Source organism: Arthrobacter sp. NPDC055585 (assembly GCF_053619115.1).
This window is the reverse complement of record NZ_JBSHIT010000005.1, coordinates 261918-281676: the sequence shown is the minus strand read 5'-3', so window position 1 is coordinate 281676 and position 19759 is coordinate 261918. Positions and strand designations below refer to the sequence as shown.

The window sequence follows — 19759 nt, the reverse complement described above, 5'->3', positions numbered from 1 at the left end:
CGGCCGGCACGGCTGGATAATGGGGGGCGTGAGCCTCTCTTATCCCACCGTGCTGGCCGAGGAGCAGTGGGTTCCCCGCCAGGCCGCCTACCGGGAGCGGGTCCGCCCGTTCACCGAAGGCTTCCTGCGCCGGCGGTCCGCCGGCCAGAAACACCCTGTGGAGGACTTCCTCTTCACCTACTACTCCCTAAAACCCGGCCAGCTGATGCGCTGGCACCCGGGCGCCGGCGTCGTACTGACCGGCCCCGCAGCAGCGGAGCGGGCCGACTGGAAGTTCTACCGAACTCTGGCGCCGGAGGAAATGGCAACGGCGGGCCTGGACCCGAAGACACCGGCCGTTACCGTCGATGTGGCCGCTTTTGCCGCTGCCCGCGGAACGGCCGCCGGCTTCACCCGGATGCTGCTCTCCCGCACTGTTGCGCGCAAACCGTCGCTGGGCTGCTTCGGAATGCATGAGTGGGCGATGGCCTACAAATCCGAGGTGAACGGCATCCGGCATGAGTACCTAGGCCTGCGCCTGGGTGCCCGGGGGACGGATGAACTGGTGGAGCAGAGCCGGATCCGCTGCACACACTTCGATGCGTTCCGGTTCTACGCACCCGAGGCCACGGCGCTCAATGAACTGACGCCCACCCGGGAAAACCAGCGCGACCTGGAACAGCCCGGTTGCCTGCACGCGAACATGGACCTCTACAAGTGGGCCTACAAGCTGACGCCGCTGCTTCCGGCGGACCTGGTGATGGACTGCTTCGAACTGGCCTGGCGGATCCGTGAAATGGATATGCGGGCGTCCCCCTATGATCTGCAGGACTGGGGATATGAACCGATCCAGGTAGAGACTCCGGCGGGGCGGGCGGCGTACGCTTCCCTGCAACGCGGTTTCACCGAGGAATCGCAGCAGCTGCGGGTCCGCATCCTGGACCTGCTTGAGCCGTTCCAGGAGCAGCTATGCAGTCCGAACCCAGTGGACGCGTCCACCGCACCGGAGAAGACTCGTACAACCTGGTCCTGACCCGCAGCCTCGCCGGCACGCCGGCAGAAATTTGGCCCAGCTTCACGGACGCGGAGCAGGCCGCGGCGTGGATCGGGCGCTGGGACGGTTCTCCCGAACCCGGATCAGACTTTGACTTCCAGATGCTGTACGAAGAAGAGCAGCCAAGCAGCCGTGTCCGGCTGGCCCAGTGCGCCCCGCGGGAGCGGCTGCGCGTCCTTATGGAGGACGAGGGAGGCAGCTGGGATCTGGAGGTTCGGCTGTGGGACGACGACGGCGGCACGCGGCTGGAATTCATCCAGCATCTGGCAGACCCGGCCGCCGCGGAGGACACCGGACCCGGGTGGGAGTACTACCTCGACCGGCTCAGCGCTGCCCTCACCGGAGGACCCGTACCGGATTTCGACCAGCATTACCTCGACCAGGGTCCGCACTACGCTGCGCAGGCACGGGCCGCTGCTGCCTCACCCCCGCCGACCTGATCCGCTTCCCGTCAACGACTGCCGGCATTGGCTAGGCTGTATGCCAATCGACTCCGGAAGGTCTCCCGTTATGCCGAACCGCCTGCCCCGCACCGTCCTGGCGCTCGCCGCTGCAGCCCTCCTGCTCGCGGGCTGCGCCGATTCGAATCCGGGCAGCGCGCCGTCGTCCTCTGGGCCGGCAGCCTCCTCCTCCGCTTCGGCATCCTCTCCGGCGGCACCCTCCTCCTCCGCGTCACCGGCGGCCGCGACGTCGCTCACCGTCGAGCTGATGGCAGAGGGTGAAGCCGTCACGGATACCTGGGACCTGGCGTGCGACGGCGCTGCACCGGCCGGTGAATCAGGCGCACCAGACCCTGCGGCGGCGTGCACGGCACTGGCTGAGGGCGGAGTTGCACTCTTCGCCGAACCGGGCAGCGACGTCGCCTGCACCATGCAGTACGGCGGACCCCAGCGGGCAACGGTGAGCGGCACCGTGGAAGGTGAAGCGGTGGAAGCGGAATTCGCGGCGTCGGACGGCTGCCAGATCAGCCGCTGGGAGGCACTTAGCGGACTGCTTGGTCCGGCAACGGCGGCAATGTAGCCGTTTCGGCGGCGGCTTCAGCCACCGGAAGGTCCCGCTTGCGGCGCAGGTAAACCTGCTTGCGCACCCGCGCCACTACGTCTCCGCTGGAGTCCCGGATGTCTACGGTGAACCACTCGAGCACCTTCTCACCGCCGGATGCGGCCTTACGCAGCCGCTCGATGTCCGCTTCCGTGATGGCGAAATGGGCATACACATCGCCCTTGCCCGGCTTGATGAAGTCCACCTCGGCGGCACGGTCCCAGATGACGTTCTCCTTGCCCAAATGGCGCAGCAGCAGCATCATCCAGAACGGGTCCGTCATGGCGAAGAGGCTGCCGCCGAACAGCACGCCCGCAACGTTGCGGTTCCACCAGCGAAGCCGTAGCCGGACCGTGGCGGAGAGGAAGTCTTTGGGCAGCTCGGTGATCTTGATGCCGGAGAAGAGGAACGGCGGCCAGAGGTTCATGGAGCGCCGGACAATGCCCGGGCGGGCAGCGAGGAGTTTCACCGGTCCACTGTACCGAGTGTGATCCAGGCCATTCCAACTTCCATACTAAGCACCCTTAGGTCTATTATTGAATCAGCTTGCTTACTATCCACGTACGGACCGCGCTGTGACAGGCGCACCGGGCTTAACCGGAGGAACCAGATTGTCGATCGAAGCAACACCTGAAGACCCGCAGTGCCCTGCCGTTTCGGGCGCGCAGGCACCCGCCGAGTACGTGCCGTGGTGCTCGTACTGCGGCACCGATGAGTACCTGATCATCGAATCCGTGGAACCGTCCAGGACCGCCGACGCGGCCGAGTTCCTGGAAATCAGCTACACCTGCGGCGAATGTGACCGTTTCTACGGCCATCCCGTCCGCCATTCCCCGCTGTGGGCACGCGTGGCCATCGCGGAGCAGGCGGAGACCGAGTACCTGCACTGCGGCGAACCGATGAAACCGAAGGACACCCGCACCGTGTCCCTCTCGGAGCCCCTGAGCACGGAACCGGATGCAGACACCGGGGACGTGCGCCTGGAAATCAACATCCTGCGCTGCACGTGCGGGTTCCAGATCGAACTTCCGGCCTAGCGGCCGGGACCTAAGTGGGAGCGCTTCCGGATTGTCCGGGAGCGCTCCGCTTGTTTAGGGCCATCAACACCCCGGGAGGGTCCATGCGCACCTTTAAGGTCACGGCCGCACTGGCGGCCGCCGCAGCGTCACTGTCCCTGGCGGCCTGTGCAGCGGGAGCACCGACCAGCCTTGACGCGGTCCGGGACAAAGGAAGAATCGTCGTCGGAACGGAGGGCACGTACCGCCCGTTCAGCTTCCACGAGAACGGTGTGGGCGAACTGACCGGTTACGACGTCGAGATCACCGAGGCAGTTGCAGACAAGCTCGGTGTTGAGGCCCAGTTCGAAGAAGCGCAGTGGGATGCTCTATTCGCCGGGCTGAACGCCGGACGCTTCGCCATGGTGGCCAACCAGGTTTCCATCACGCCGGAGCGCGAGGACTCCTATGAGTTCTCCGAGCCCTACACCGTCAGTCCCGGGGTAATAGTGGTGCGGGAGGGAGACTCCGCCATCACGTCGTTCGCTGACTTGTCCGGTAAAACGACTGCCCAGTCACTCGCCAGCAACTGGTACACCCTGGCGCAGGAAAACGGGGCCAGCGTGGAAGCGGTCGAGGGGTGGTCCCAGTCCGTTTCCCTGCTGGAGCAGGGACGCGTGGACGCGACGGTCAATGACCGGCTGACCTTCCTTGACTACATGCTGCAGACCCCGGACGCACCGATTCACGTTGCCGCCGAAACCGATGACCCGGCTCTCATGGCTTTTGCCTTCGCCAAGGACAACACTGAGCTGCGTAACGCCGTCAACGCCGCCCTGCAGGAACTGCGCGACGACGGCACGCTGGCAGAGATTTCGATCAAGTACTTCGGCGAAGACGTTTCGCAGTAAGGACCGCCGTGGACCAGCCGACGTGGGACCTCATCGTCAGTTCCTTCCTGCCCCTTCTCGGCGGTGCCGTCACGGGAACCATCCCGCTGGCGCTCATTTCCTTCGCGGTGGGGCTGGTCCTGGCGCTTGGCGTGGCCCTGATGCGGCTGTCCAGGTTCCGGCTGGTCTCCGGGATCGCCCGGGCGTACGTGTCGATCATCCGGGGCACTCCGCTGCTGGTTCAGCTGTTCGTCATCTTTTACGGCCTGCCGTCGATCGGAATCCTGGTCAATCCGTGGCCCAGTGCCATCATCGCCTTCTCGCTGAACGTGGGAGGGTACGCCGCGGAAGTGATCCGGGCCGCGATCCTCTCGGTGCCGCGCGGTCAGTGGGAAGCCGCGTACACCATCCGGATGTCCCCTTTTCAGACCCTGACCCGGGTGATCCTCCCCCAGGCAGCGCGGGTGTCAGTGCCCCCGCTGTCCAACACGTTCATCAGCCTGGTCAAGGACACGTCCCTGGCATCTCTGATCCTGGTGACGGAGCTGTTCCGGCGTGCGCAGGAAATCGCGGCGTTCAGCCAGGAGTTCATGGTCATCTACATTGAAGCTGCGTTCATCTACTGGCTGATCTGCGTGGCGCTTTCAGCCGGGCAGTCGGCACTGGAGAGGAGGCTGGACCGCCATGTCGCAGCCTGAAGGTTCACTTGTCCCCGTACTCAGGGCCAGGGGCCTGCACAAAAGCTTCGGCAGTGTGGAGGTCCTCAAGGGAATAGACCTTGAAATTCCCCGCGGCCAGGTTGTGGCTCTGATCGGCCCCAGCGGCTCAGGAAAGACCACGGTGCTCCGCTGCCTGAACGGACTGGAGGTGCCGGACTCGGGAACCGTGCAGTTCGACGGCGGTGCCACTGTGGACTTCGGTGCGAGCCCTGCCCGCTCCGAGGTTTCCGGTCTGCGCGAACACAGCGCCATGGTCTTCCAGCATTACAACCTGTTTCCGCACCGCACCGTCCTTGAAAACGTCATCGAAGGTCCGGTGCGCGTGCAGCAGCGGCCCAGGGAGGAAGCCACAGCAGACGCACTCGCTCTCCTGGGCAGGGTCGGGCTGGCGGACAAGGCCGGCGCCTATCCCAATGAACTCTCCGGCGGGCAGCAGCAGCGGGTAGGCATTGTCCGGGCACTGGCTCTGAAACCACTCCTGCTGCTCTTCGACGAGCCAACCTCCGCGCTTGATCCGGAGCTGGTGGGCGAAGTCCTGGAAACCATCCGGGAGCTGGCCTCCGAAGGCTGGACCATGCTGCTGGTCACCCATGAGCTGCGCTTCGCCCGCGATGTGGCCGACTCGGTGGTGTTCATGGACGGCGGCGTCGTGGTGGAGGCCGGTCCGCCGTCCGAAGTCCTTGGTGCTCCGCGGCAGGAACGGACCCTTTCCTTCGTCCAGCGGCTGCTCAACCACTAGCCCCTCCCCCGGCCCCCGTCCAAATCGGGATGGCAGAAAGTGCTCGTTTCGGGCCTGTAACGGGCACTTTCTGCTATCTCGGCGTGCGGCCGTAGAATGAAGGAGCAAGCTCGCGGAGCGCTGAATCAGCGTGAGACGGCACGGTCCGCGGCCACCCCTTTTCACTCACAGGAGTTACCGGATGCCCCGGATCGTTGTTGACGTCATGCCCAAGCCCGAGATCCTGGATCCGCAGGGCAAAGCTATTGCCGGCGCACTGCCGCGGCTGGGCCTCACCGGCTTCACCGGTGTCCGCCAGGGCAAGCGTTTCGAACTTACCGTTGACGGCGACGTCACCCCCGAAATCCTCGAGCAGGCCCGCACCGCGGCCGCCACTCTCCTCTCCAACCCCGTGATCGAAGACGTCACCCGCGTCGAAGTTATTTCGGAGGCTTAGTCTTGAGCACCCCGCTGATCGGCGACTACTCCGCCGCACCCGAGGACGTTGCCCTGCGCGCCGTCCGCGTCGGCGTCATCACCTTCCCCGGCACGCTTGACGACCGCGACGCCGCACGCGCCGTGCGCCTTGCCGGCGGCACCGCCGTCGAACTCTGGCACGGTGAGGCGAACCTGCACGACGTCGACGCCGTCATCATCCCCGGCGGCTTCTCTTACGGCGACTACCTGCGCGCCGGAGCGATCTCCCGGTTCGCGCCGCTGATGGAAAAGGTTGTGGATGCGTCCAAGGGCGGCATGCCCGTGCTGGGCATCTGCAACGGCTTCCAGATCCTCACCGAGGCGCACCTGCTGCCCGGCTCGATGATCAAGAATGATCACCTGAAGTTCATGTGCCGTGACCAGCTGCTGCGCGTGGAGAACAACTCCACCGCCTGGACCTCCGCCTACGGGCAGGGCGAAGGCATGGTCATTCCGCTGAAGAACCAGGACGGCCAGTACGTCGCCGATGAGAAGACCCTGGACGAGCTTGAAGGCGAAGGCCGTGTGGTCTTCCGATACGACGGCTTCAACCCGAACGGCTCGCGCCGCGACATCGCCGGCATCACCAACGCCGCCGGCAACGTCGTCGGCCTGATGCCGCACCCCGAACACGCTGTGGAAGCCGGCTTCGGCCCGGACTCCTCCGCCCGCGGTGACGTTGCACTGCGCGGCGGCACCGACGGAATCGGCGTCTTCAGCTCTGTACTCACCTCGCTCGTTGCCGGAGGCAAATAATGACCGTGTCCGCGAACTCCACCTCCGAGCAGAAGAAGTTCAACATCGACACCGTTGAGCACGCGGCGTCCACCCCGGACACCCCGCTGCCCTGGGCCGAACTGGGCTTGAAGGAAGACGAATACAACCGCGTCGTCGAAATCCTGGGCCGCCGTCCCACCGCCGCTGAATTGGCGATGTACTCGGTCATGTGGTCCGAGCACTGCTCCTACAAGTCCTCCAAGGTGCACCTCAAGCAGTTCGGTGACAAGGTCACCGAGAAGATGAAGGAACACCTGCTGGTCGGCATCGGCGAGAACGCCGGCGTCGTGGACATCGGTGAGGGCTGGGCCGTGACCTTCAAGGTCGAGTCCCACAACCACCCGTCCTTCGTGGAGCCCTACCAGGGCGCCGCGACCGGCGTCGGCGGCATTGTCCGCGACATCATCTCCATGGGCGCCCGCCCCGTCGCCGTGATGGACCCGCTGCGCTTCGGCGCGATCGACCACCCGGACACCGCCCGCCTGGTGCACGGCATCGTGTCCGGCATCGGCGGCTACGGCAACTCCCTTGGCCTGCCGAACATCGGCGGCGAAGTCGTCTTTGACTCCGTCTACCAGGGCAACCCGCTGGTCAACGCGCTGGCCGTAGGCGTCATGCGCCACGAGGACATCCGCCTGGCCAACGCGTCCGGCGCCGGCAACAAGGTAGTGCTCTTCGGTGCGCGCACCGGCGGCGACGGCATCGGCGGCGCTTCGGTGCTGGCCTCCGAATCCTTCGACGACGCCAAGCCCTCCAAGCGCCCCGCAGTGCAGGTGGGCGATCCGTTCGCTGAAAAGGTACTCATCGAGTGCTGCCTCGAACTGTTCAAGGCCTCCGTGGTCGAAGGCATCCAGGACCTCGGCGCGGCCGGCATCTCCTGCGCGACGTCGGAGCTTGCCTCCAACGGCGACGGCGGCATGCACGTTGAGCTGACCAAGGTCCTGCTCCGCGATCCGTCCCTGACCCCGGGCGAAATCCTGATGTCCGAGTCGCAGGAACGCATGATGGCCGTGGTCACCCCGGAGAACGTCGAGGCGTTCGAAGCGATCATGGACAAGTGGAACGTCGAATACTCCTGGCTCGGTGAAGTCACCGGCACCGGCCGCCTGATCATCGACTGGGACGGCGAGACGATCGTCGACGTCGATCCGCGCACCGTCGCCCACGAAGGCCCGGTCTACAACCGTCCGTTCCACCGCCCCGAGTGGCTCGACGGCGTGCAGTCCGATTCCTTCGCTGCCGAGCGCCCGTTTGGCGGCGAAGCGGTGAAGAAGGCCGTGCTGGAGCTGATGGCTTCCCCGAACATGTGCGACAAGTCCTGGGTCACCAACCAGTACGACCGCTATGTGCAGGGCAACACCGCCCTGGCCATGCCCGACGACGCCGGCGTGATCCGCGTTGACGAGGAAACCGGCCTGGGTGTGGCGATCTCCACCGACGCCAACGGCCGCTACACCTACCTGAACCCGTACGAGGGCGCCAAGCTGGCCCTCGCCGAGTCCTACCGCAACGTCGCCACCTCCGGCGCCCGTCCGATGGCCGTCACCGACTGCTTGAACTTCGGCTCCCCCGAGGATCCCGAGGTCATGTGGCAGTTCGCCGAGGCCGTCCGCGGCCTGGCCGACGGCTGCCAGGAACTCGGCGTGCCCGTCACCGGCGGCAACGTTTCGCTCTACAACCAGACCGGCGGCGTCGCCATCCACCCCACCCCCGTGGTGGGCGTGCTGGGCGTGTTCGACGACGTTACCCGCCGCACGCCGTCGGGCTGGCGCGAAGACGGTCAGGCCATCTACCTGATGGGCGTCACCCGCGACGAGCTGGACGGTTCCGAGTTCGCCAACCTGCGCGGACACCTGGGCGGCCAGCCGCCGAAGGTGGATCTGCAGGCGGAGAAGCTGCTCGGCGACCTGCTGATCAACGCTTCCCGTGACGGCATGATCGACTCCGCACACGACCTCTCCGAAGGCGGCCTCGCCGCTGCGCTGTCCGAGATGGCGCTGCGCTTCGGCGTCGGCGCCCGGATCGGGCTGGATGAAGTGGCTGAGCGCGACGGCGTGGACCTGTTCACGCTGCTGTTCTCCGAGTCCCAGGCCCGTGCTGTGGTCTCCGTGGCCCGCAGCGAGGAAGTCCGGTTCAAGGACATGTGCTCCGCCCGCGGTTTCGCACACTCCCGCATCGGCGTCGTGGACACCGAGATCGGTGCGCTGGACTTCCAGGGACACTTCGTCCTGCCGCTCGATGAGCTGAAGGAAGCCCACGAGGGGACCCTGCCGAAGCACTTCGGCTAACCTTCCCGGACCATTCCGAACCCATCGAGAGGCCAGTTACGGCTCGTTTGAAGCGTCATACGAGCCGTAACTGGCCTCTCGTTGTACGGATGGCGGCACAGAATCATGCCGCCGGACGGTCAGCACGCCAGCCGGCCGCCCACAGCGCAGCCCGGACCTTCTCCACTGCCGGCCGGGCGCCGTCGACCATGTGCCGCCGTGAAATGCGAACTTCGGTCCAGCCCAGCGCGCGGGTCTGCTCTTCGCGGCTGATGTCCCGAGCCACCTGTTCCGGATCAGAATGGCCGGCACCCTCATACTGGACCGCAACCCGGTACTTTCGATATCCCAGATCCGGCTCATGGTGGAGGACGCCGTCGTCGTCCACGATTGGCGCATTCACCTCCGGTTCGGGAAGTCCGGCCGCAGCAAGCGCCAACCGCAGCTGGGTTTCCGGTGGGGAATCCGCCCCCACCCGGCTCAGCCGCAGGGCCGCCCGCGCTGTCCGGATTCCGCGCTGACCCGGATGGAGTCCGATGATCGCATCCAGTTCGTCCTGTGTTGCATAGGGTTCGGACCGCCCTTCGTACTGCTACCGGGGAATCCGGATCAGGTGATCAGCGATCACCGTGAGGTCCTCCACAGTGAGCTCCTTCGACAGGTCCAGCCAGGTTCTCACCCGGGATGTGAGGACCAAACCTTCCAGCGTGGTCACCTCTCCGGGCAGCAGCCGGGAGCGGTGCCCGACGACGCCCGCCCTACGAGGGCGGGACAGCCCAGCAGGACGAGTTATATGCAATTCAGGCGCCTGCCCTTGACGCAGTGGAAGCGGAAATCCCCAAGCTTCTGCAGCAGTGAAGTAGGAAGCTACGGAGAACGACGTCACACGTGTGTAGGCCGCTGCCCGTTCCGGGACTGTGAGCTCGATCGGGGGCTGGTCCTGCCTGTCCAGCGCCCGGATGGCGCGGCTGATCCGCCGGATCCGAACGTGCCGCAGCCGTTCCCTGCTGACTCCGAGGGCATCGGAGTCGTAGACAGTGAATAGGCGCTGACCGAGCATGCCGGGCATTTCCTGTGGGGTTCGCATGCCCAGCATTATGGAACAGCGGGTGAAACGGCCGTGCCGTTTATCCACACCCCCATCGACAGGCCACTTACGGCTCGTTTGAGGGCTCATATGAGCCGTAAGTGGCCTCTCGATGGGGGAGAATATTTTTCGTGACCACACTTTCGCAGGAGCAGACGCCGGCCAGCAGCCTGCTCACTGAGCGCCTTGAGCTGGCTGAGATGACGGCAGCAGAAGTCGATGCCCTCCTGGTGGGCGTCCGCTGCGCCGACTGGGCCGCGGACTTCCCCCAAGGCGTCGATGAAGACGCCGCCCAGCAGTACTACCAATCCGGCCTGCTCGGCCCCCGTGCCGGCACATTCGGTGCCCGGATGATGCGCGAACGCGACGGCACGGTAATCGGCACCGTCGGATTCCTGGGCCCGCCCGTCGAGGGCGCCGTAGAGGTGAGCTACAACGTGGCCCCCTCCCGGCAGGGACTGGGCTACGCCACCGAAGCCGTGATCGCGCTCAGCAGGTTCGCCCTGGCCCAGCCCGGAGTCGACTGCGTCACCGCGTACACGGATGAAACCAACGAGGCGTCCATCTCCCTGCTCCTGACCACAGGCTTTATGCCCGTTGAGTCCTCCGGCCCGGAGCTCGCCTTTGTGCTGCACTGCGAGTCCCAGCTGCCCGACGCCGACGGCTGAGCTGGTAGGGTCGGCTCAGCTTTCGAGGGGGCCGGAAATGAACGCATATGCACGCAGCAGACGGACGCTGCTGCTCCTTGGGTTGTTGCTGCTTCTCATGGGAGCCGTGACAGTAGTGGTGAACCTTCCCTACTTGCCCGACGGCGATGGCTACGATGCCGCGGTTCCCTGGATCGCAGCGGGGTGCGGTGTCTCCGGCGTCGCGGGCGGCATCTGGTGCCTGGTGCAGTACCGGAGGGGTCCCGAGGCCACCGGGCTGATCCTGCGGGACGGCGGCAGCCGGATGTTCAGTGCGATCATGCTGGGCGTCTGCGTCGCCCTGCTCCTGGCAGGACTCGCCCTTGACCACCCAACCATCAGTACCGGCCTTCCCTCACTGCTGGCCGTCAACTTCACCCGCAGCCTCTTTAGTACCGAGACGCCGGCAACTCCCCCGCTGCCAGACGCCGGGCAGCCCGGAAGTAGCGGCGGGTAATCAACTCCTGGGTCCACCTGCTCACCGGACTGCCCAGTGCCATGAACCAGTTGGCAGGCCGGCTATACGCCGCAACCCGGAAGAACAGTTGTCCGTCTGGAGTGAGCTCCGCGTAGAACCCTTCCTCCCCCGCGACGGGATGGCCGCGCAGTGTGCCGTAGCCGAACCCTGCGCGCTGCCCGGGAACCGGGACACCGCCGTCGAGCACCGGCTCGGCACTCCACAGCACCCGGCACGGAGCCTGCCAGCGCAGCGGACCAAGGCCAACCCCCGAAGCCATCTCCACACCGGAGGCAGCCCGCGGAGTATCTGCCGCCACGCGCAGTCCGCTGCGGCGGTGAAGGTCCCAGCCGAGCAAGCCGTCCGCCAGCCGCAGGTAACCTTCGGCTGGGTCCGGCACGTCAATCACCTCGGACCGGAGGACCACCCGGTAGCCCTCCGTCCAACCGCCCTCAAGGACTTGGGGGTACGGCCGCTCGGTGTACCCGGCGTCCGCGTAGGTCAGCTCCCGTCCGCTCACCCCTCAGCCAGTCCCTTCCAGGCCAGCGACTCGCGGTCCCGGCGGGGCAGCGACGCCACCACCAGGTCATAGGAGTCCTCCACGAGGTTCCGCACCAGTTCCTCTTCAAGCTCGCCCGTGAGATCCAGCTGGTTCCAGTGCGTCTTGTTCATGTGCCACGCGCCGGTGATTTCCGGATGGGCAGCCCGCAGCTGAAGGGCCAGTTCGGGTTCGCATTTGAGGCTGACCATCAGCGGATCGGCGTCCAGGGTGCTCATCGCGAACATCTTCGCGGGGCGTGAAGGGCCGCCGGCACGCACCTTGAAGACTGAGGTTTCCGGGCCAAAGGGAAAGTCCTCGTATGATCCGGCCAGGGACAGGCAGTACTGCCTCAGCGATGCGGCGTCCATAAACCGACCTTAGCCCGGCGTAGGTACGGGTGCATCACAGGTGGCAGGATGGAAGTAAGCACACGAACTAGATTGCGGCTGCCCCGTGTATGCCGCCAGGGCGTTGGAGGACACATTGGGCATGGACCGGGCAGGCACACGCGGAGGCAGAGTAGCCAAAGCAGCAGAGCGGGCCGCGGAATCAAAGGCGTTCGAGCGCGCGGCCCGGATGGGTTACGTTGCCAGCGGCGTCCTGCATGCGCTGATCGGCGTCATCGCCCTGCAGATTGCTGCCGGCGGCGGGGGCGACGCCGATTCCTCCGGTGCCGTAGCCGCACTCGCGGACCAGCCGGGCGGCATTTTCCTGATCTGGGCCTGTTTCCTCGGCTGCCTGGCGCTGGCGCTGTTCCAGGCCACCCGGGTGTTCCTGGATTCAGGTGAGAGCAAGGCAGAGGTCTGGAAGAAGCGCGCCACTGACGCCGGCTCGGCTGTGGTTTACGGCGCCATCGGCATCTCGTTCGGCGTGTTCGCCCTGGGTGGGTCCAGCGACAGCGAGCAGAGCCAGGTCACCTGGACCGGCCGGGTGCTCAGCCAGCCCGCGGGCCAGCTGGTGGTGGGCCTGACCGGTGCCGTGATCGCCGGCATCGGCATCTACTTCATCTACAAGGGCGCCACCCGCAAGTTCCGCAACGACCTTGGCCCGGTTCCCGGCCGCACCTGGCAGCGGGTTGCAACTGTCACCGGGATTGCCGGTTTTGTGGCCAAGGGCCTGTCCCTGCTGATCCTGGGCGGCCTGGTGATCGCAGCCGCGGTGACCGCTGATCCGGAGAAATCCACCGGGCTCGACGGCGCCCTGCGCGCCCTGCATGAGGCGCCTCTGGGCTGGCTGGCGCTGGGCGCCGTCGGCGTGGGACTGATCTTCTACGGCCTGTATATGGGCTTTATCCGGGCCCGCTTCGGCAAGCTTTAGGCCTGCCACCAGGAGTCGAGTTCCTCCAGCGGATCTGCGTCCCACGGGGTAGGCAGCACACCGTCCATGTAGTTCGCGAACCACTCGCGGACCTCGGGTGACTGGTAAGCCTCCTGAAGCACACGCGCCTTCTCCGTCTCGGCGAACTCAGCTGTTCCGGCCACGATGCAGCGGAACGGAATCTGGTCCGCTTCCTTCTCGAAGGCCAGCGCGTCATCCGGGGACAGCCCAATCTCCGCGGCCAGCCGCACGAACAGCACCCCGGCATCCACGTCCGGCAGCGTCTTGGACAGGGACTGCTGGTCCACTTCCACGAACTCGAAGTTCTTCGGATTCGCTGTGATGCTCTCCTGGGAGGTGTGGATGACGCCCACGCCGTCCTTGAGCTCCAGCAGCCCGGCATCGCGCAGCAGTACCAGCCCGCGTCCGTTGTTGGCCGGGTCCACCGGCAGGGCGATCCGCGCGCCGTCGGGCAGGTCCTGCAGCGAATCCCAGCGCTGGGACCAGATGCCGGCCGGTGATCCGTAGACGTAGAACAGCGGCTGCACTTCCAGCTTCTGGTCCACGTTGAACTGCTGCAGGTAGGCACCGTGCTGGAAGTAGTTGGCATCGAATTCGCCGTTGGAGACCGCCAGGTTCGGCTGGATGATGTCCGTGACGTAGGTGGCTTCCAGCGTCCAGCCCTTTGCCTTGAGCAGCTCGGCGGCGATCTTGGTGGGCTCCTGGTACGGAGCGGATTCGGTGGCGATGATCTTGATGGTCTTGTCGCCGCTGGCTGCTGCGCCGCCAGCCAGGCCGCAGCCGGTGGCCGCGGTCAGGGAGGCTGCGCCGGCGCCGGCGAGGGCGAGTTTGAGGAAGTTCCTGCGTTCCATGGGAGTCCTTTGAAGAGTGGAGTGAGTTAGCGGTAGGCGGAGGGAACCGGTTCGGTTCCGTTGAGGAAGAACCGGCCAAGTTCGTTGTATTTGTAGGCAACGGGGTCGTGCAGGGTGTGGGTGCGGACGTCCCGCCAGTACCTGTCGAACCCGTACTTGGACCCGGCGGCGCGGGCGCCGGTCACGTCGAAGATCCGTGCGGTGACATCCAGGGACACTTCGTGAGCGGTGATCTTCGCCGCGGCGATTTGCTCTGCCACCCCGGCCCGGTCAGCGGCGGTGAGTGACTTGCCGGCGTCGAACGCCCACTGCAGGGCGGTGGTGGCCTGGTCAACGACGGCGGCCAGTGCCTGGAGCCTGGCGGCGAAGGACCCGTAGTGGTTCTGGATAAACGGATCGTCCGACGCCGCTGCCACGTCCGCGTGGAACCACGGCCGGGCACTGCCCAGGGTGTAGTCCCGGGCGGCCAGCACGGCTCCTTCCGCGGCGGCGAGGTAGGCGTGGGCGAAGAGCAGCTGGAAGGCCGGGGTGGTGAGCACCTGGTGCGGGCTGCGTTCGCCGTCGTGCGCTCCCAGATTGGTGATTACTGCCGTGTCCGGAACAAACACGTCCCGGAACTCGATGGTGTTGGTGGCGGTGAGTCGGGAACCCAGGACGTCCCAGTCGTCGTGGCGGACAACGCCCTCGGAAGCCGTGTCGATGATCAGCGCCAGCCGGTCACCGCCGTCGAGCACTGCCCGGCCGTAGACCCTCTCCGCCACCCGGCTGCCGGTGGAGAACGGCTTTTTGCCGGTCACGAGGTATCCGCCGCCGGTGCGGACGGCAGCGGCCTGCGGTCCCTGCGGCGTTCCGGTGGAGGACCAGAGCCACTGCTGCGCCAGGCACTCGTCCGCCAGTTCCTGCCCGCGTGCCTCATCCAGGTCGATGTAGGGGAAGGACTGGAAAATGTAGTGATAACCCAGCAGCTGGCCGATCGAGTTATCCGCCCGGGCCACCCGCTGCACGATTTCGAAGACGGTGCTCCAGTCGATTCCGGCGCCGCCGAAGCGGGCAGGAATGGTCAGCGGCAGCAGCCCGGACCGGCGCAGGATTTCGACTTCCGTGAACGGCGGTTTGTTCGCGGCATCGCGTTCGAGTGCATCGGCGCCGAGGATGGCGGCTACCTCGTCGGCGACGGCGAACCAGCGGGCCGCTTCCGGGGCGGGATTGTGGCCGTAGCGGGTGAGCAGGCTGGCGGTCATCGGGTGGCTCCTGAGGGTGCAAGGGTGTTTGTGAAGGCGCCGCGGAACTGTGCGGCCCGGTGCCGGTCGTTGAGCAGCGGGCCGGCTCCGAAGAGCTTTTCGCGCAGCGTGCCGGGGGCGTATTCGCTCTGGGCCAGACCGCGGCGGCGCAGTTCCGGCAGTACCCCGTCGATGAAGTCCGTGTAGGAACCGGGCAGGATGCCGTTGATGATGTTGACGCCGTCCACTCCGGCATCCTGCCAGCGCTCAAGCTCATCGGCGATTTGCTCCGGGGTTCCGGTGATCTGCTGCGCTTCAGTGCGGTACCGGGCGACGTCGGCCAGGGTGGGGTTCCCGCCCGGGGTGGAGTCGATGATCGCCTGCAGCACGCCGCGGCCGCCTTCGGTCTGCACCTCGCCCAGTGGGGTGTCCAGGTCCAATCCGCCGAGGTCGACCCCCAGGCCGCCGCCAATGTGCGCGATCACGGCATCGAGGTCCAGGTACTCGTCCAGCTCAGCTTTTTTACGCTGCGCCTCGGCTTCGGTACCGCCCACCACAAAGGACAGGCCGGTGAACACCTTGATGTCCCCGGGCAGCCGCCCGGCATCGACGGCGCGTGCCCGGACCCCGGCGGCTACCTTCGCGGCATGGGCGGGGTTGGGCGCAAAAATGAACGTGGCTTCGGCGTTGGCTGCGGCGAACTGCTGCCCGCGGCCGGAGCTGCCGGCCTGGAAGAGCACCGGAGTGCGCTGCGGAGAGGGTGAACTCAGGTGCGGTCCGTCGATCGAGTACCATTCGCCGCGGTGATGGATCTTGTGGACCTTGTCCGGGTCCGTGTGCAGGCCGCTGGCCTTGTCCTGGACCAGCGCGCCGTCGTCCCAGGATCCTTCCCAGAGCTTGTAGACGGCGTCGGTGTATTCATCCGCCCAGTCATACCGGCGGTCGTGCCCGGTGAGGCCGTCGCCGTCGAAGTTGCGGTGCGCGTTCTCCAGCACGGAGGTGACGATGTTCCAGCCGGCCCGGCCGCCGGAGAGGTGGTCCAGCGTGGACATCTGCCGGGCGAACTGGAAGGGATGGCTCTGCACCACGGACGACGTCGCGGCCAGCCCAATCTCACGGGTGGCACCGGAGAGCGCGGCGAGCAGCAGCAGCGGATCGTTGGCGGGCACCTGCAGACCGCGGCGCACGTGGGAGGCCCACCCGCCGTCGTGGTTGCCGTACAGTCCAACGACGTCGGCGAAGAACAGCGCGTCGAACTTCGCGTCTTCCAGCTGGCGGGCCAGGTCCGTCCAGAAGGACAGTTCGTTGAAGCGATGCTGTTCGGCGTCGGGGTGGCGCCACTGGCCACCGCGGATGTGGCTGGTGGTGTTCATCAGGAAGGCGTTCAGCAGCAAGCGCGGACGCGGACCTACAAAGCGGGTACTGGGAATAGTCATGGCAAAGCTTTCGATAGAAGTCAGAGGCGCTTGTCAGCGCGGCGGGAGAGCCAGGAACCGCCCAGCTGCACGGCCTGCACCAGCAGGACCATCAGCACAATCGCGGTGAGCATCAGCCCGGTTTCGTAGCGGTAGTAGCCGTACCGGATGGCGAAGTCGCCGATTCCGCCACCGCCCACCAGTCCCGCCATCGCGGAGTAGGAGATGAAGCTGACGGTCATGATGGTGACGGAACTGATGAGCGCCGGACGCGCCTCGACCAGCAGGACGTCGCGCACAATCTGCCCGCGGGTAGCTCCCATGGAGCGGGCCGCTTCCACCACGCCCCCGCCCAGAGCGGTGATGTTCTGCTCCACGAACCGGGCGAAGTACGGAATCGCGTTGATGGTCAGCGGCACGATCACAGCTGCGGTGCCGATGGTGGTTCCCACCACAAACCGGGTGAACGGGATGATCGCGATCAGCAGGATCAGGAAGGGGAAGGACCGCACCAGGTTCACCAGTGAGTCCAGTACCCGGTGCAGCCGGGGTTTGTGACCCAGCCCGTCCGGTCCCAGAGTGTAGAGCAGGACGCCCAGCGGGGTGCCGATCAGCACCGCCAGCGGAATGGCGACCAGCAGCATGGTGCCGGTCTGGCCCAGGGCGGCAAGCAGTTCCGGCCAGACTTCGGCAATGCGCTCAAGCAACGCGGGCTCCTTCCCGGCGGTCCGCACGATCCAGGGTGATTTCATCCGAGATCAGGTACCGGCCAATGGCGGTGGCCGGCGTGAAGCCTGGCCGGTTCAGCTCTGCGAGCGCGAACTGTTCAACCACCCGGCCTTCCTCCATGACAGCCACGTTGTCAGCGATGGCCTTGATGACGTTCATTTCATGGGTGACCACCACAATCGTGATGCCGAACCGTGCGTTGACGTCGCTGAGGTACTGCAGCACCGAGGCGGTGGTCCGGGGGTCGACGGCGGAGGTCGGCTCGTCGCACAGCAGCACCTTGGGCCGGGTGGCCAGGGCGCGGGCGATGGCCACCCGCTGCTTCTGCCCGCCGGAGAGTTTGGCCGGGTAGGTGCCGGCCTTCTCCGAGAGGTCGACGACGGCGAGCGCCTCCAGTGCGCGGGTGCGGCGTTCGGAAGCACTCTTCACGCCGGCGAACTTCAGCGAGAGTTCAACGTTCTGCGCAGCAGTGCGGTTGTTCAGCAGGTTGAAGTGCTGGAAGATCATTCCGATCTCATGCCGCGCGGCGCGCAGTTCTGCGTCCGCCAGGCCGGTCAGGTCCGTTCCGTCCACCAGGACCCGTCCGGAGGTGGGCCGTTCAAGCAGGTTGATGTTGCGCAGCAGGGTGGACTTCCCGGCGCCGGAGAACCCGATGATGCCCTGGATGCTGCCCTTGGGTATTTCGAGGCTGACGCTGTCCACGGCCATAAAGGCGGATTCACCGCCTCCAAAGACGGTGGAGACGTTTTCAATTCTGATCATGCTGTCCTCCTGAGGTCTAAACCCGGGAAGAGGGGCACGCAGCGGTCCCCGGTCTGCGCCCGTGCAGCAAGGCACGGGTGCAGCGGACCGGATTAGAGCAGGTGCTTCTCCATCGGTCCTGGCGGTAGCACCCTTCTTCGGCGGGGTTAGCCCGCGGAAGGGGGTTGCTGCGGCGTCACGGAGCCAGGTCTCTCAGCCGCTCTGGATGGTTACGGCACTATCTAAACCGGCTGCACCCCGTGAGGGCCAGAACATTTCCCTGTGCGGCCCTATGCGTCGGTACGTAACGCGGCACTGCGTCACAATCCGTTTTGTTACGCCGTGCCGGACGAATGCAGCCACGGTCCCGTGCCAATTCAAACGGAGGGTCCGTCCGCGGCGCGGGAGCACCGATTACCTGGCGGATCCGAGAAGATGGGACCGTGACCCTTCCGGAACGCCCTGCCCTCTCTTCCTCCCTCGGTGCAGGCGAATTCCGCCGCTGGTACTGGCTGAAGGAGGAGCTGCAGGCGTTTGCCCGCGCGCAGCAGATCCCGGCCGGAGGTTCCAAGGAACTGCTGGCCGAACGGATTGCCGCGTTCCTGGCAGGCGGGCCGCTTCCGGCCCCTGCTGCGAAGCCCCGAAGCTGCCAACAGCGGCTTGTTCCTCCGCTGACTATCCACACGGTGGTTCCGGCCGGGCACCCCTGTAGCCAGGTGCTGCGGGAGTTCTTCGTCAACGCCCTCGGGCCGGGTTTCCGCTTTGATGCGCCCATGCGTGAGTTCTTCGCCGCCAATGACGGGACGGCTACACTGGCTGCTGCATTGGATCACTGGCACGCCACACGAGCGGCTGCCGCCCGGCCGATCGGCCCGCAGTTCGAGCTGAACCGCTTCGCGCGGGACTGGCACGCTACACATCCCGGCGGCACCAGGGACCAGATGCTCGCAGCTTGGAAACTACACCGCTCCCTCCCCGCTGATCAGCGAGGCTAGGCCCTAGCGGCTGCCGATCGCAGCCAGTTCTTCCCGGATGTTTTCCGGCTCTTCCTCCAACGGCATGTTCAGATCGTCCTGCACTCCGTCCAGGGTGCCCGGCGGGTCAGCCTGCAGCGGTTCGAAGAAGGCTTCGAAATCGGTGACCGGCTCTCCGTCCCCGGCGATAAGTTCAAGGGTCTTGCCCAGGGCTTCATCCGAGGAAAGGGCCTGCACCAGTACCTGCGCAATCTGGGTGCGGGCGATGCCGCCGTCAGCCGGGGTGCCGGTTCGCCGCCGGTCTCCCTGCAGCGCTACTTCCCGGTCCTGGCCGGGCTCGTTGTAGTCGAACCAGCCGGGCCGGATGATGGTGTACGGCAGTCCGCTGGCGCGGAGCAGGCGTTCGGACCGCCGTTTCCAGTCCACCAGGGTGCCGAAGGCCGTCCTGTTGGTCAGGCCGATGGCCGTCATCAGCACCACCCGGACACGGCGTCCGTGCAGTGCCAGCAGGACGTTCCGCACGCCGTCGTAATCCACCGCCTGCGGGTCTTCTCCGCCGTTGGCGCCGTGCGTGAAGATAATGGCATCCACGCCGTCGACCGCTTTGGCGAGGGTCGCGGGCCGGGTGACGTCACCTTCCACCACTTCGGCCTCCGGCGGCAGTACTTGAGCTGCCTTGAGCGGACTGCGGGCCAGCGCACGGACGGTATACCCCTTCCGGACGGCCTCCTGGACAACCAGCCGGCCAATTCCGCCGGTCGCGCCCACCACCAGTACAGTGCTCATTCCGGCCTCCCTGGCCT

General features: G+C 66.2%; 25 protein-coding genes and 1 riboswitch. Of the genes, 14 read left to right on the top strand and 11 right to left on the bottom strand.

What is annotated here, in order from left to right:
* The first annotated feature begins 19 nt into the window (after positions 1-19).
* From ACWGQ2_RS11165 to ACWGQ2_RS11155, 3 genes are all read left to right on the top strand, one after another.
* The gene (locus ACWGQ2_RS11165; protein WP_452017206.1) at positions 20-1012 is read left to right on the top strand and encodes a 3-methyladenine DNA glycosylase; all 993 of its coding nucleotides are present in this window, start codon (positions 20-22) and stop codon (positions 1010-1012) included.
* Positions 949-1473, top strand: coding sequence for an SRPBCC domain-containing protein (locus tag ACWGQ2_RS11160; protein ID WP_452017204.1), 525 nt, complete (start codon positions 949-951; stop codon positions 1471-1473). Before ACWGQ2_RS11165 ends, ACWGQ2_RS11160 begins: the two co-directional genes overlap by 64 nt.
* 70 nt (positions 1474-1543) lie before the next feature.
* Positions 1544-2053 (top strand): serine protease inhibitor, encoded by a 510-nt coding sequence (locus ACWGQ2_RS11155; RefSeq protein ID WP_452017202.1) that lies wholly within the window; start codon positions 1544-1546, stop codon positions 2051-2053.
* On the opposite strand, the gene ACWGQ2_RS11150 is transcribed toward ACWGQ2_RS11155, so the two are convergent.
* Complete coding sequence (locus ACWGQ2_RS11150) at positions 2016-2543, bottom strand: DUF4442 domain-containing protein (RefSeq protein ID WP_452017200.1); 528 nt, start codon at positions 2541-2543, stop codon at positions 2016-2018. The two genes, ACWGQ2_RS11155 and ACWGQ2_RS11150, sit on opposite strands and share 38 nt — an antisense overlap.
* A 142-nt stretch (positions 2544-2685) precedes the next feature.
* Here ACWGQ2_RS11150 and ACWGQ2_RS11145 point away from each other — a divergent pair, with 142 nt between their 5' ends.
* The 7 genes from ACWGQ2_RS11145 to purL all read left to right on the top strand — a co-directional run bounded on the left by ACWGQ2_RS11145 (position 2686) and on the right by purL (position 8938).
* On the top strand, positions 2686-3111 hold the full coding sequence (locus ACWGQ2_RS11145; protein WP_452017198.1) for a hypothetical protein: 426 nt from the start codon (positions 2686-2688) through the stop codon (positions 3109-3111).
* A gap of 83 nt (positions 3112-3194) precedes the next feature.
* Positions 3195-3980, top strand: a complete 786-nt coding sequence (locus ACWGQ2_RS11140) for an amino acid ABC transporter substrate-binding protein (RefSeq protein ID WP_452017196.1) — start codon at positions 3195-3197, stop codon at positions 3978-3980.
* Between the two features lie 8 nt (positions 3981-3988).
* A complete protein-coding gene (locus ACWGQ2_RS11135; protein WP_452017194.1) occupies positions 3989-4657 on the top strand; it encodes an amino acid ABC transporter permease in 669 nt (222 codons plus the stop codon).
* Positions 4644-5417, top strand: coding sequence for an amino acid ABC transporter ATP-binding protein (locus tag ACWGQ2_RS11130; RefSeq protein WP_452017192.1), 774 nt, complete (start codon positions 4644-4646; stop codon positions 5415-5417). The genes ACWGQ2_RS11135 and ACWGQ2_RS11130 overlap by 14 nt, the downstream gene beginning before the upstream one ends.
* 181 nt (positions 5418-5598) lie before the next feature.
* Positions 5599-5853 (top strand): phosphoribosylformylglycinamidine synthase subunit PurS, encoded by a 255-nt coding sequence (gene purS, locus ACWGQ2_RS11125; RefSeq protein ID WP_066300964.1) that lies wholly within the window; start codon positions 5599-5601, stop codon positions 5851-5853.
* 2 nt (positions 5854-5855) lie between these two features.
* Positions 5856-6629 (top strand): phosphoribosylformylglycinamidine synthase subunit PurQ, encoded by a 774-nt coding sequence (gene purQ / locus ACWGQ2_RS11120; RefSeq protein ID WP_452017190.1) that lies wholly within the window; start codon positions 5856-5858, stop codon positions 6627-6629.
* Entirely contained in the window at positions 6629-8938 is a 2310-nt protein-coding gene (purL, locus tag ACWGQ2_RS11115; RefSeq protein WP_452017188.1) for a phosphoribosylformylglycinamidine synthase subunit PurL, read from the top strand. The genes purQ and purL overlap by 1 nt, the downstream gene beginning before the upstream one ends.
* Positions 8939-9041: 103 nt before the next feature.
* On the opposite strand, the gene ACWGQ2_RS11110 is transcribed toward purL, so the two are convergent.
* Both ACWGQ2_RS11110 and ACWGQ2_RS11105 read right to left on the bottom strand, forming a co-directional pair.
* Entirely contained in the window at positions 9042-9356 is a 315-nt protein-coding gene (locus ACWGQ2_RS11110) for a hypothetical protein (protein WP_452017186.1), read from the bottom strand.
* Between the two features lie 153 nt (positions 9357-9509).
* Positions 9510-10004, bottom strand: coding sequence for a hypothetical protein (locus ACWGQ2_RS11105; RefSeq protein WP_452017184.1), 495 nt, complete (start codon positions 10002-10004; stop codon positions 9510-9512).
* A gap of 131 nt (positions 10005-10135) precedes the next feature.
* Between ACWGQ2_RS11105 and ACWGQ2_RS11100 the strand changes: the two genes are divergently transcribed.
* Both ACWGQ2_RS11100 and ACWGQ2_RS11095 read left to right on the top strand, forming a co-directional pair.
* A complete protein-coding gene (locus ACWGQ2_RS11100) occupies positions 10136-10672 on the top strand; it encodes a GNAT family N-acetyltransferase (RefSeq protein ID WP_452017182.1) in 537 nt (178 codons plus the stop codon).
* 37 nt (positions 10673-10709) lie between these two features.
* Positions 10710-11147 carry a hypothetical protein gene (locus ACWGQ2_RS11095; protein WP_452017180.1) on the top strand — a complete coding sequence of 146 codons (438 nt, stop codon included), beginning with the start codon at positions 10710-10712 and terminating at the stop codon, positions 11145-11147.
* Here ACWGQ2_RS11095 and ACWGQ2_RS11090 read toward each other — a convergent pair.
* Both ACWGQ2_RS11090 and ACWGQ2_RS11085 read right to left on the bottom strand, forming a co-directional pair.
* A complete protein-coding gene (locus ACWGQ2_RS11090) occupies positions 11080-11667 on the bottom strand; it encodes a DUF1990 family protein (RefSeq protein WP_452017178.1) in 588 nt (195 codons plus the stop codon). The two genes, ACWGQ2_RS11095 and ACWGQ2_RS11090, sit on opposite strands and share 68 nt — an antisense overlap.
* A complete protein-coding gene (locus ACWGQ2_RS11085) occupies positions 11664-12056 on the bottom strand; it encodes an MmcQ/YjbR family DNA-binding protein (protein ID WP_452017176.1) in 393 nt (130 codons plus the stop codon). Before ACWGQ2_RS11085 ends, ACWGQ2_RS11090 begins: the two co-directional genes overlap by 4 nt.
* A gap of 121 nt (positions 12057-12177) precedes the next feature.
* On the opposite strand from ACWGQ2_RS11085, the gene ACWGQ2_RS11080 reads away from it, so the two are divergent.
* Positions 12178-13005: a DUF1206 domain-containing protein gene (locus tag ACWGQ2_RS11080; RefSeq protein ID WP_452017174.1), complete on the top strand. Its 828-nt coding sequence runs from the start codon at positions 12178-12180 to the stop codon at positions 13003-13005.
* On the opposite strand, the gene ACWGQ2_RS11075 is transcribed toward ACWGQ2_RS11080, so the two are convergent.
* The 5 genes from ACWGQ2_RS11075 to ACWGQ2_RS11055 are packed head-to-tail and all read right to left on the bottom strand — an operon-like array spanning position 13002 to position 18003.
* Positions 13002-13877 carry a MetQ/NlpA family ABC transporter substrate-binding protein gene (locus ACWGQ2_RS11075; RefSeq protein WP_452017172.1) on the bottom strand — a complete coding sequence of 292 codons (876 nt, stop codon included), beginning with the start codon at positions 13875-13877 and terminating at the stop codon, positions 13002-13004. The two genes, ACWGQ2_RS11080 and ACWGQ2_RS11075, sit on opposite strands and share 4 nt — an antisense overlap.
* A gap of 26 nt (positions 13878-13903) precedes the next feature.
* Positions 13904-15118, bottom strand: coding sequence for an acyl-CoA dehydrogenase family protein (locus ACWGQ2_RS11070; RefSeq protein ID WP_452017170.1), 1215 nt, complete (start codon positions 15116-15118; stop codon positions 13904-13906).
* A complete protein-coding gene (locus tag ACWGQ2_RS11065) occupies positions 15115-16533 on the bottom strand; it encodes an LLM class flavin-dependent oxidoreductase (protein WP_452017168.1) in 1419 nt (472 codons plus the stop codon). The genes ACWGQ2_RS11070 and ACWGQ2_RS11065 overlap by 4 nt, the downstream gene beginning before the upstream one ends.
* 20 nt (positions 16534-16553) lie before the next feature.
* On the bottom strand, positions 16554-17219 hold the full coding sequence (locus tag ACWGQ2_RS11060; protein WP_452017166.1) for a methionine ABC transporter permease: 666 nt from the start codon (positions 17217-17219) through the stop codon (positions 16554-16556).
* On the bottom strand, positions 17212-18003 hold the full coding sequence (locus ACWGQ2_RS11055; RefSeq protein ID WP_452017164.1) for a methionine ABC transporter ATP-binding protein: 792 nt from the start codon (positions 18001-18003) through the stop codon (positions 17212-17214). Before ACWGQ2_RS11055 ends, ACWGQ2_RS11060 begins: the two co-directional genes overlap by 8 nt.
* A 106-nt stretch (positions 18004-18109) precedes the next feature.
* Positions 18110-18215, bottom strand: a riboswitch (SAM riboswitch).
* A 210-nt stretch (positions 18216-18425) separates the two neighbouring features.
* Here ACWGQ2_RS11055 and ACWGQ2_RS11050 point away from each other — a divergent pair.
* Positions 18426-18977, top strand: coding sequence for a DUF6434 domain-containing protein (locus ACWGQ2_RS11050; RefSeq protein WP_452017162.1), 552 nt, complete (start codon positions 18426-18428; stop codon positions 18975-18977).
* Between the two features lie 3 nt (positions 18978-18980).
* On the opposite strand, the gene ACWGQ2_RS11045 is transcribed toward ACWGQ2_RS11050, so the two are convergent.
* Complete coding sequence (locus ACWGQ2_RS11045; RefSeq protein WP_452017160.1) at positions 18981-19742, bottom strand: SDR family oxidoreductase; 762 nt, start codon at positions 19740-19742, stop codon at positions 18981-18983.
* Positions 19743-19759 lie beyond the last annotated feature (17 nt).

Excerpts from the sequence above, each read along its gene's own strand:
- ACWGQ2_RS11095 (WP_452017180.1), top strand. The coding sequence starts at position 10,710 with ATGAACGCATATGCACGCAGCAGACGGACGCTGCTGCTCCTTGGGTTG.
- ACWGQ2_RS11105 (WP_452017184.1), bottom strand. The coding sequence starts at position 10,004 with ATGCGAACCCCACAGGAAATGCCCGGCATGCTCGGTCAGCGCCTATTC.
- purL (WP_452017188.1), top strand. The coding sequence starts at position 6,629 with ATGACCGTGTCCGCGAACTCCACCTCCGAGCAGAAGAAGTTCAACATC.
- ACWGQ2_RS11140 (WP_452017196.1), top strand. The coding sequence starts at position 3,195 with ATGCGCACCTTTAAGGTCACGGCCGCACTGGCGGCCGCCGCAGCGTCA.
- ACWGQ2_RS11085 (WP_452017176.1), bottom strand. The coding sequence starts at position 12,056 with ATGGACGCCGCATCGCTGAGGCAGTACTGCCTGTCCCTGGCCGGATCA.
- ACWGQ2_RS11165 (WP_452017206.1), top strand. The coding sequence starts at position 20 with ATGGGGGGCGTGAGCCTCTCTTATCCCACCGTGCTGGCCGAGGAGCAG.
- ACWGQ2_RS11070 (WP_452017170.1), bottom strand. The coding sequence starts at position 15,118 with ATGACCGCCAGCCTGCTCACCCGCTACGGCCACAATCCCGCCCCGGAA.
- ACWGQ2_RS11065 (WP_452017168.1), bottom strand. The coding sequence starts at position 16,533 with ATGACTATTCCCAGTACCCGCTTTGTAGGTCCGCGTCCGCGCTTGCTG.
- ACWGQ2_RS11055 (WP_452017164.1), bottom strand. The coding sequence starts at position 18,003 with ATGATCAGAATTGAAAACGTCTCCACCGTCTTTGGAGGCGGTGAATCC.
- ACWGQ2_RS11075 (WP_452017172.1), bottom strand. The coding sequence starts at position 13,877 with ATGGAACGCAGGAACTTCCTCAAACTCGCCCTCGCCGGCGCCGGCGCA.
- ACWGQ2_RS11045 (WP_452017160.1), bottom strand. The coding sequence starts at position 19,742 with ATGAGCACTGTACTGGTGGTGGGCGCGACCGGCGGAATTGGCCGGCTG.
- ACWGQ2_RS11080 (WP_452017174.1), top strand. The coding sequence starts at position 12,178 with ATGGACCGGGCAGGCACACGCGGAGGCAGAGTAGCCAAAGCAGCAGAG.
- purS (WP_066300964.1), top strand. The coding sequence starts at position 5,599 with ATGCCCCGGATCGTTGTTGACGTCATGCCCAAGCCCGAGATCCTGGAT.
- ACWGQ2_RS11155 (WP_452017202.1), top strand. The coding sequence starts at position 1,544 with ATGCCGAACCGCCTGCCCCGCACCGTCCTGGCGCTCGCCGCTGCAGCC.
- ACWGQ2_RS11130 (WP_452017192.1), top strand. The coding sequence starts at position 4,644 with ATGTCGCAGCCTGAAGGTTCACTTGTCCCCGTACTCAGGGCCAGGGGC.
- ACWGQ2_RS11160 (WP_452017204.1), top strand. The coding sequence starts at position 949 with ATGCAGTCCGAACCCAGTGGACGCGTCCACCGCACCGGAGAAGACTCG.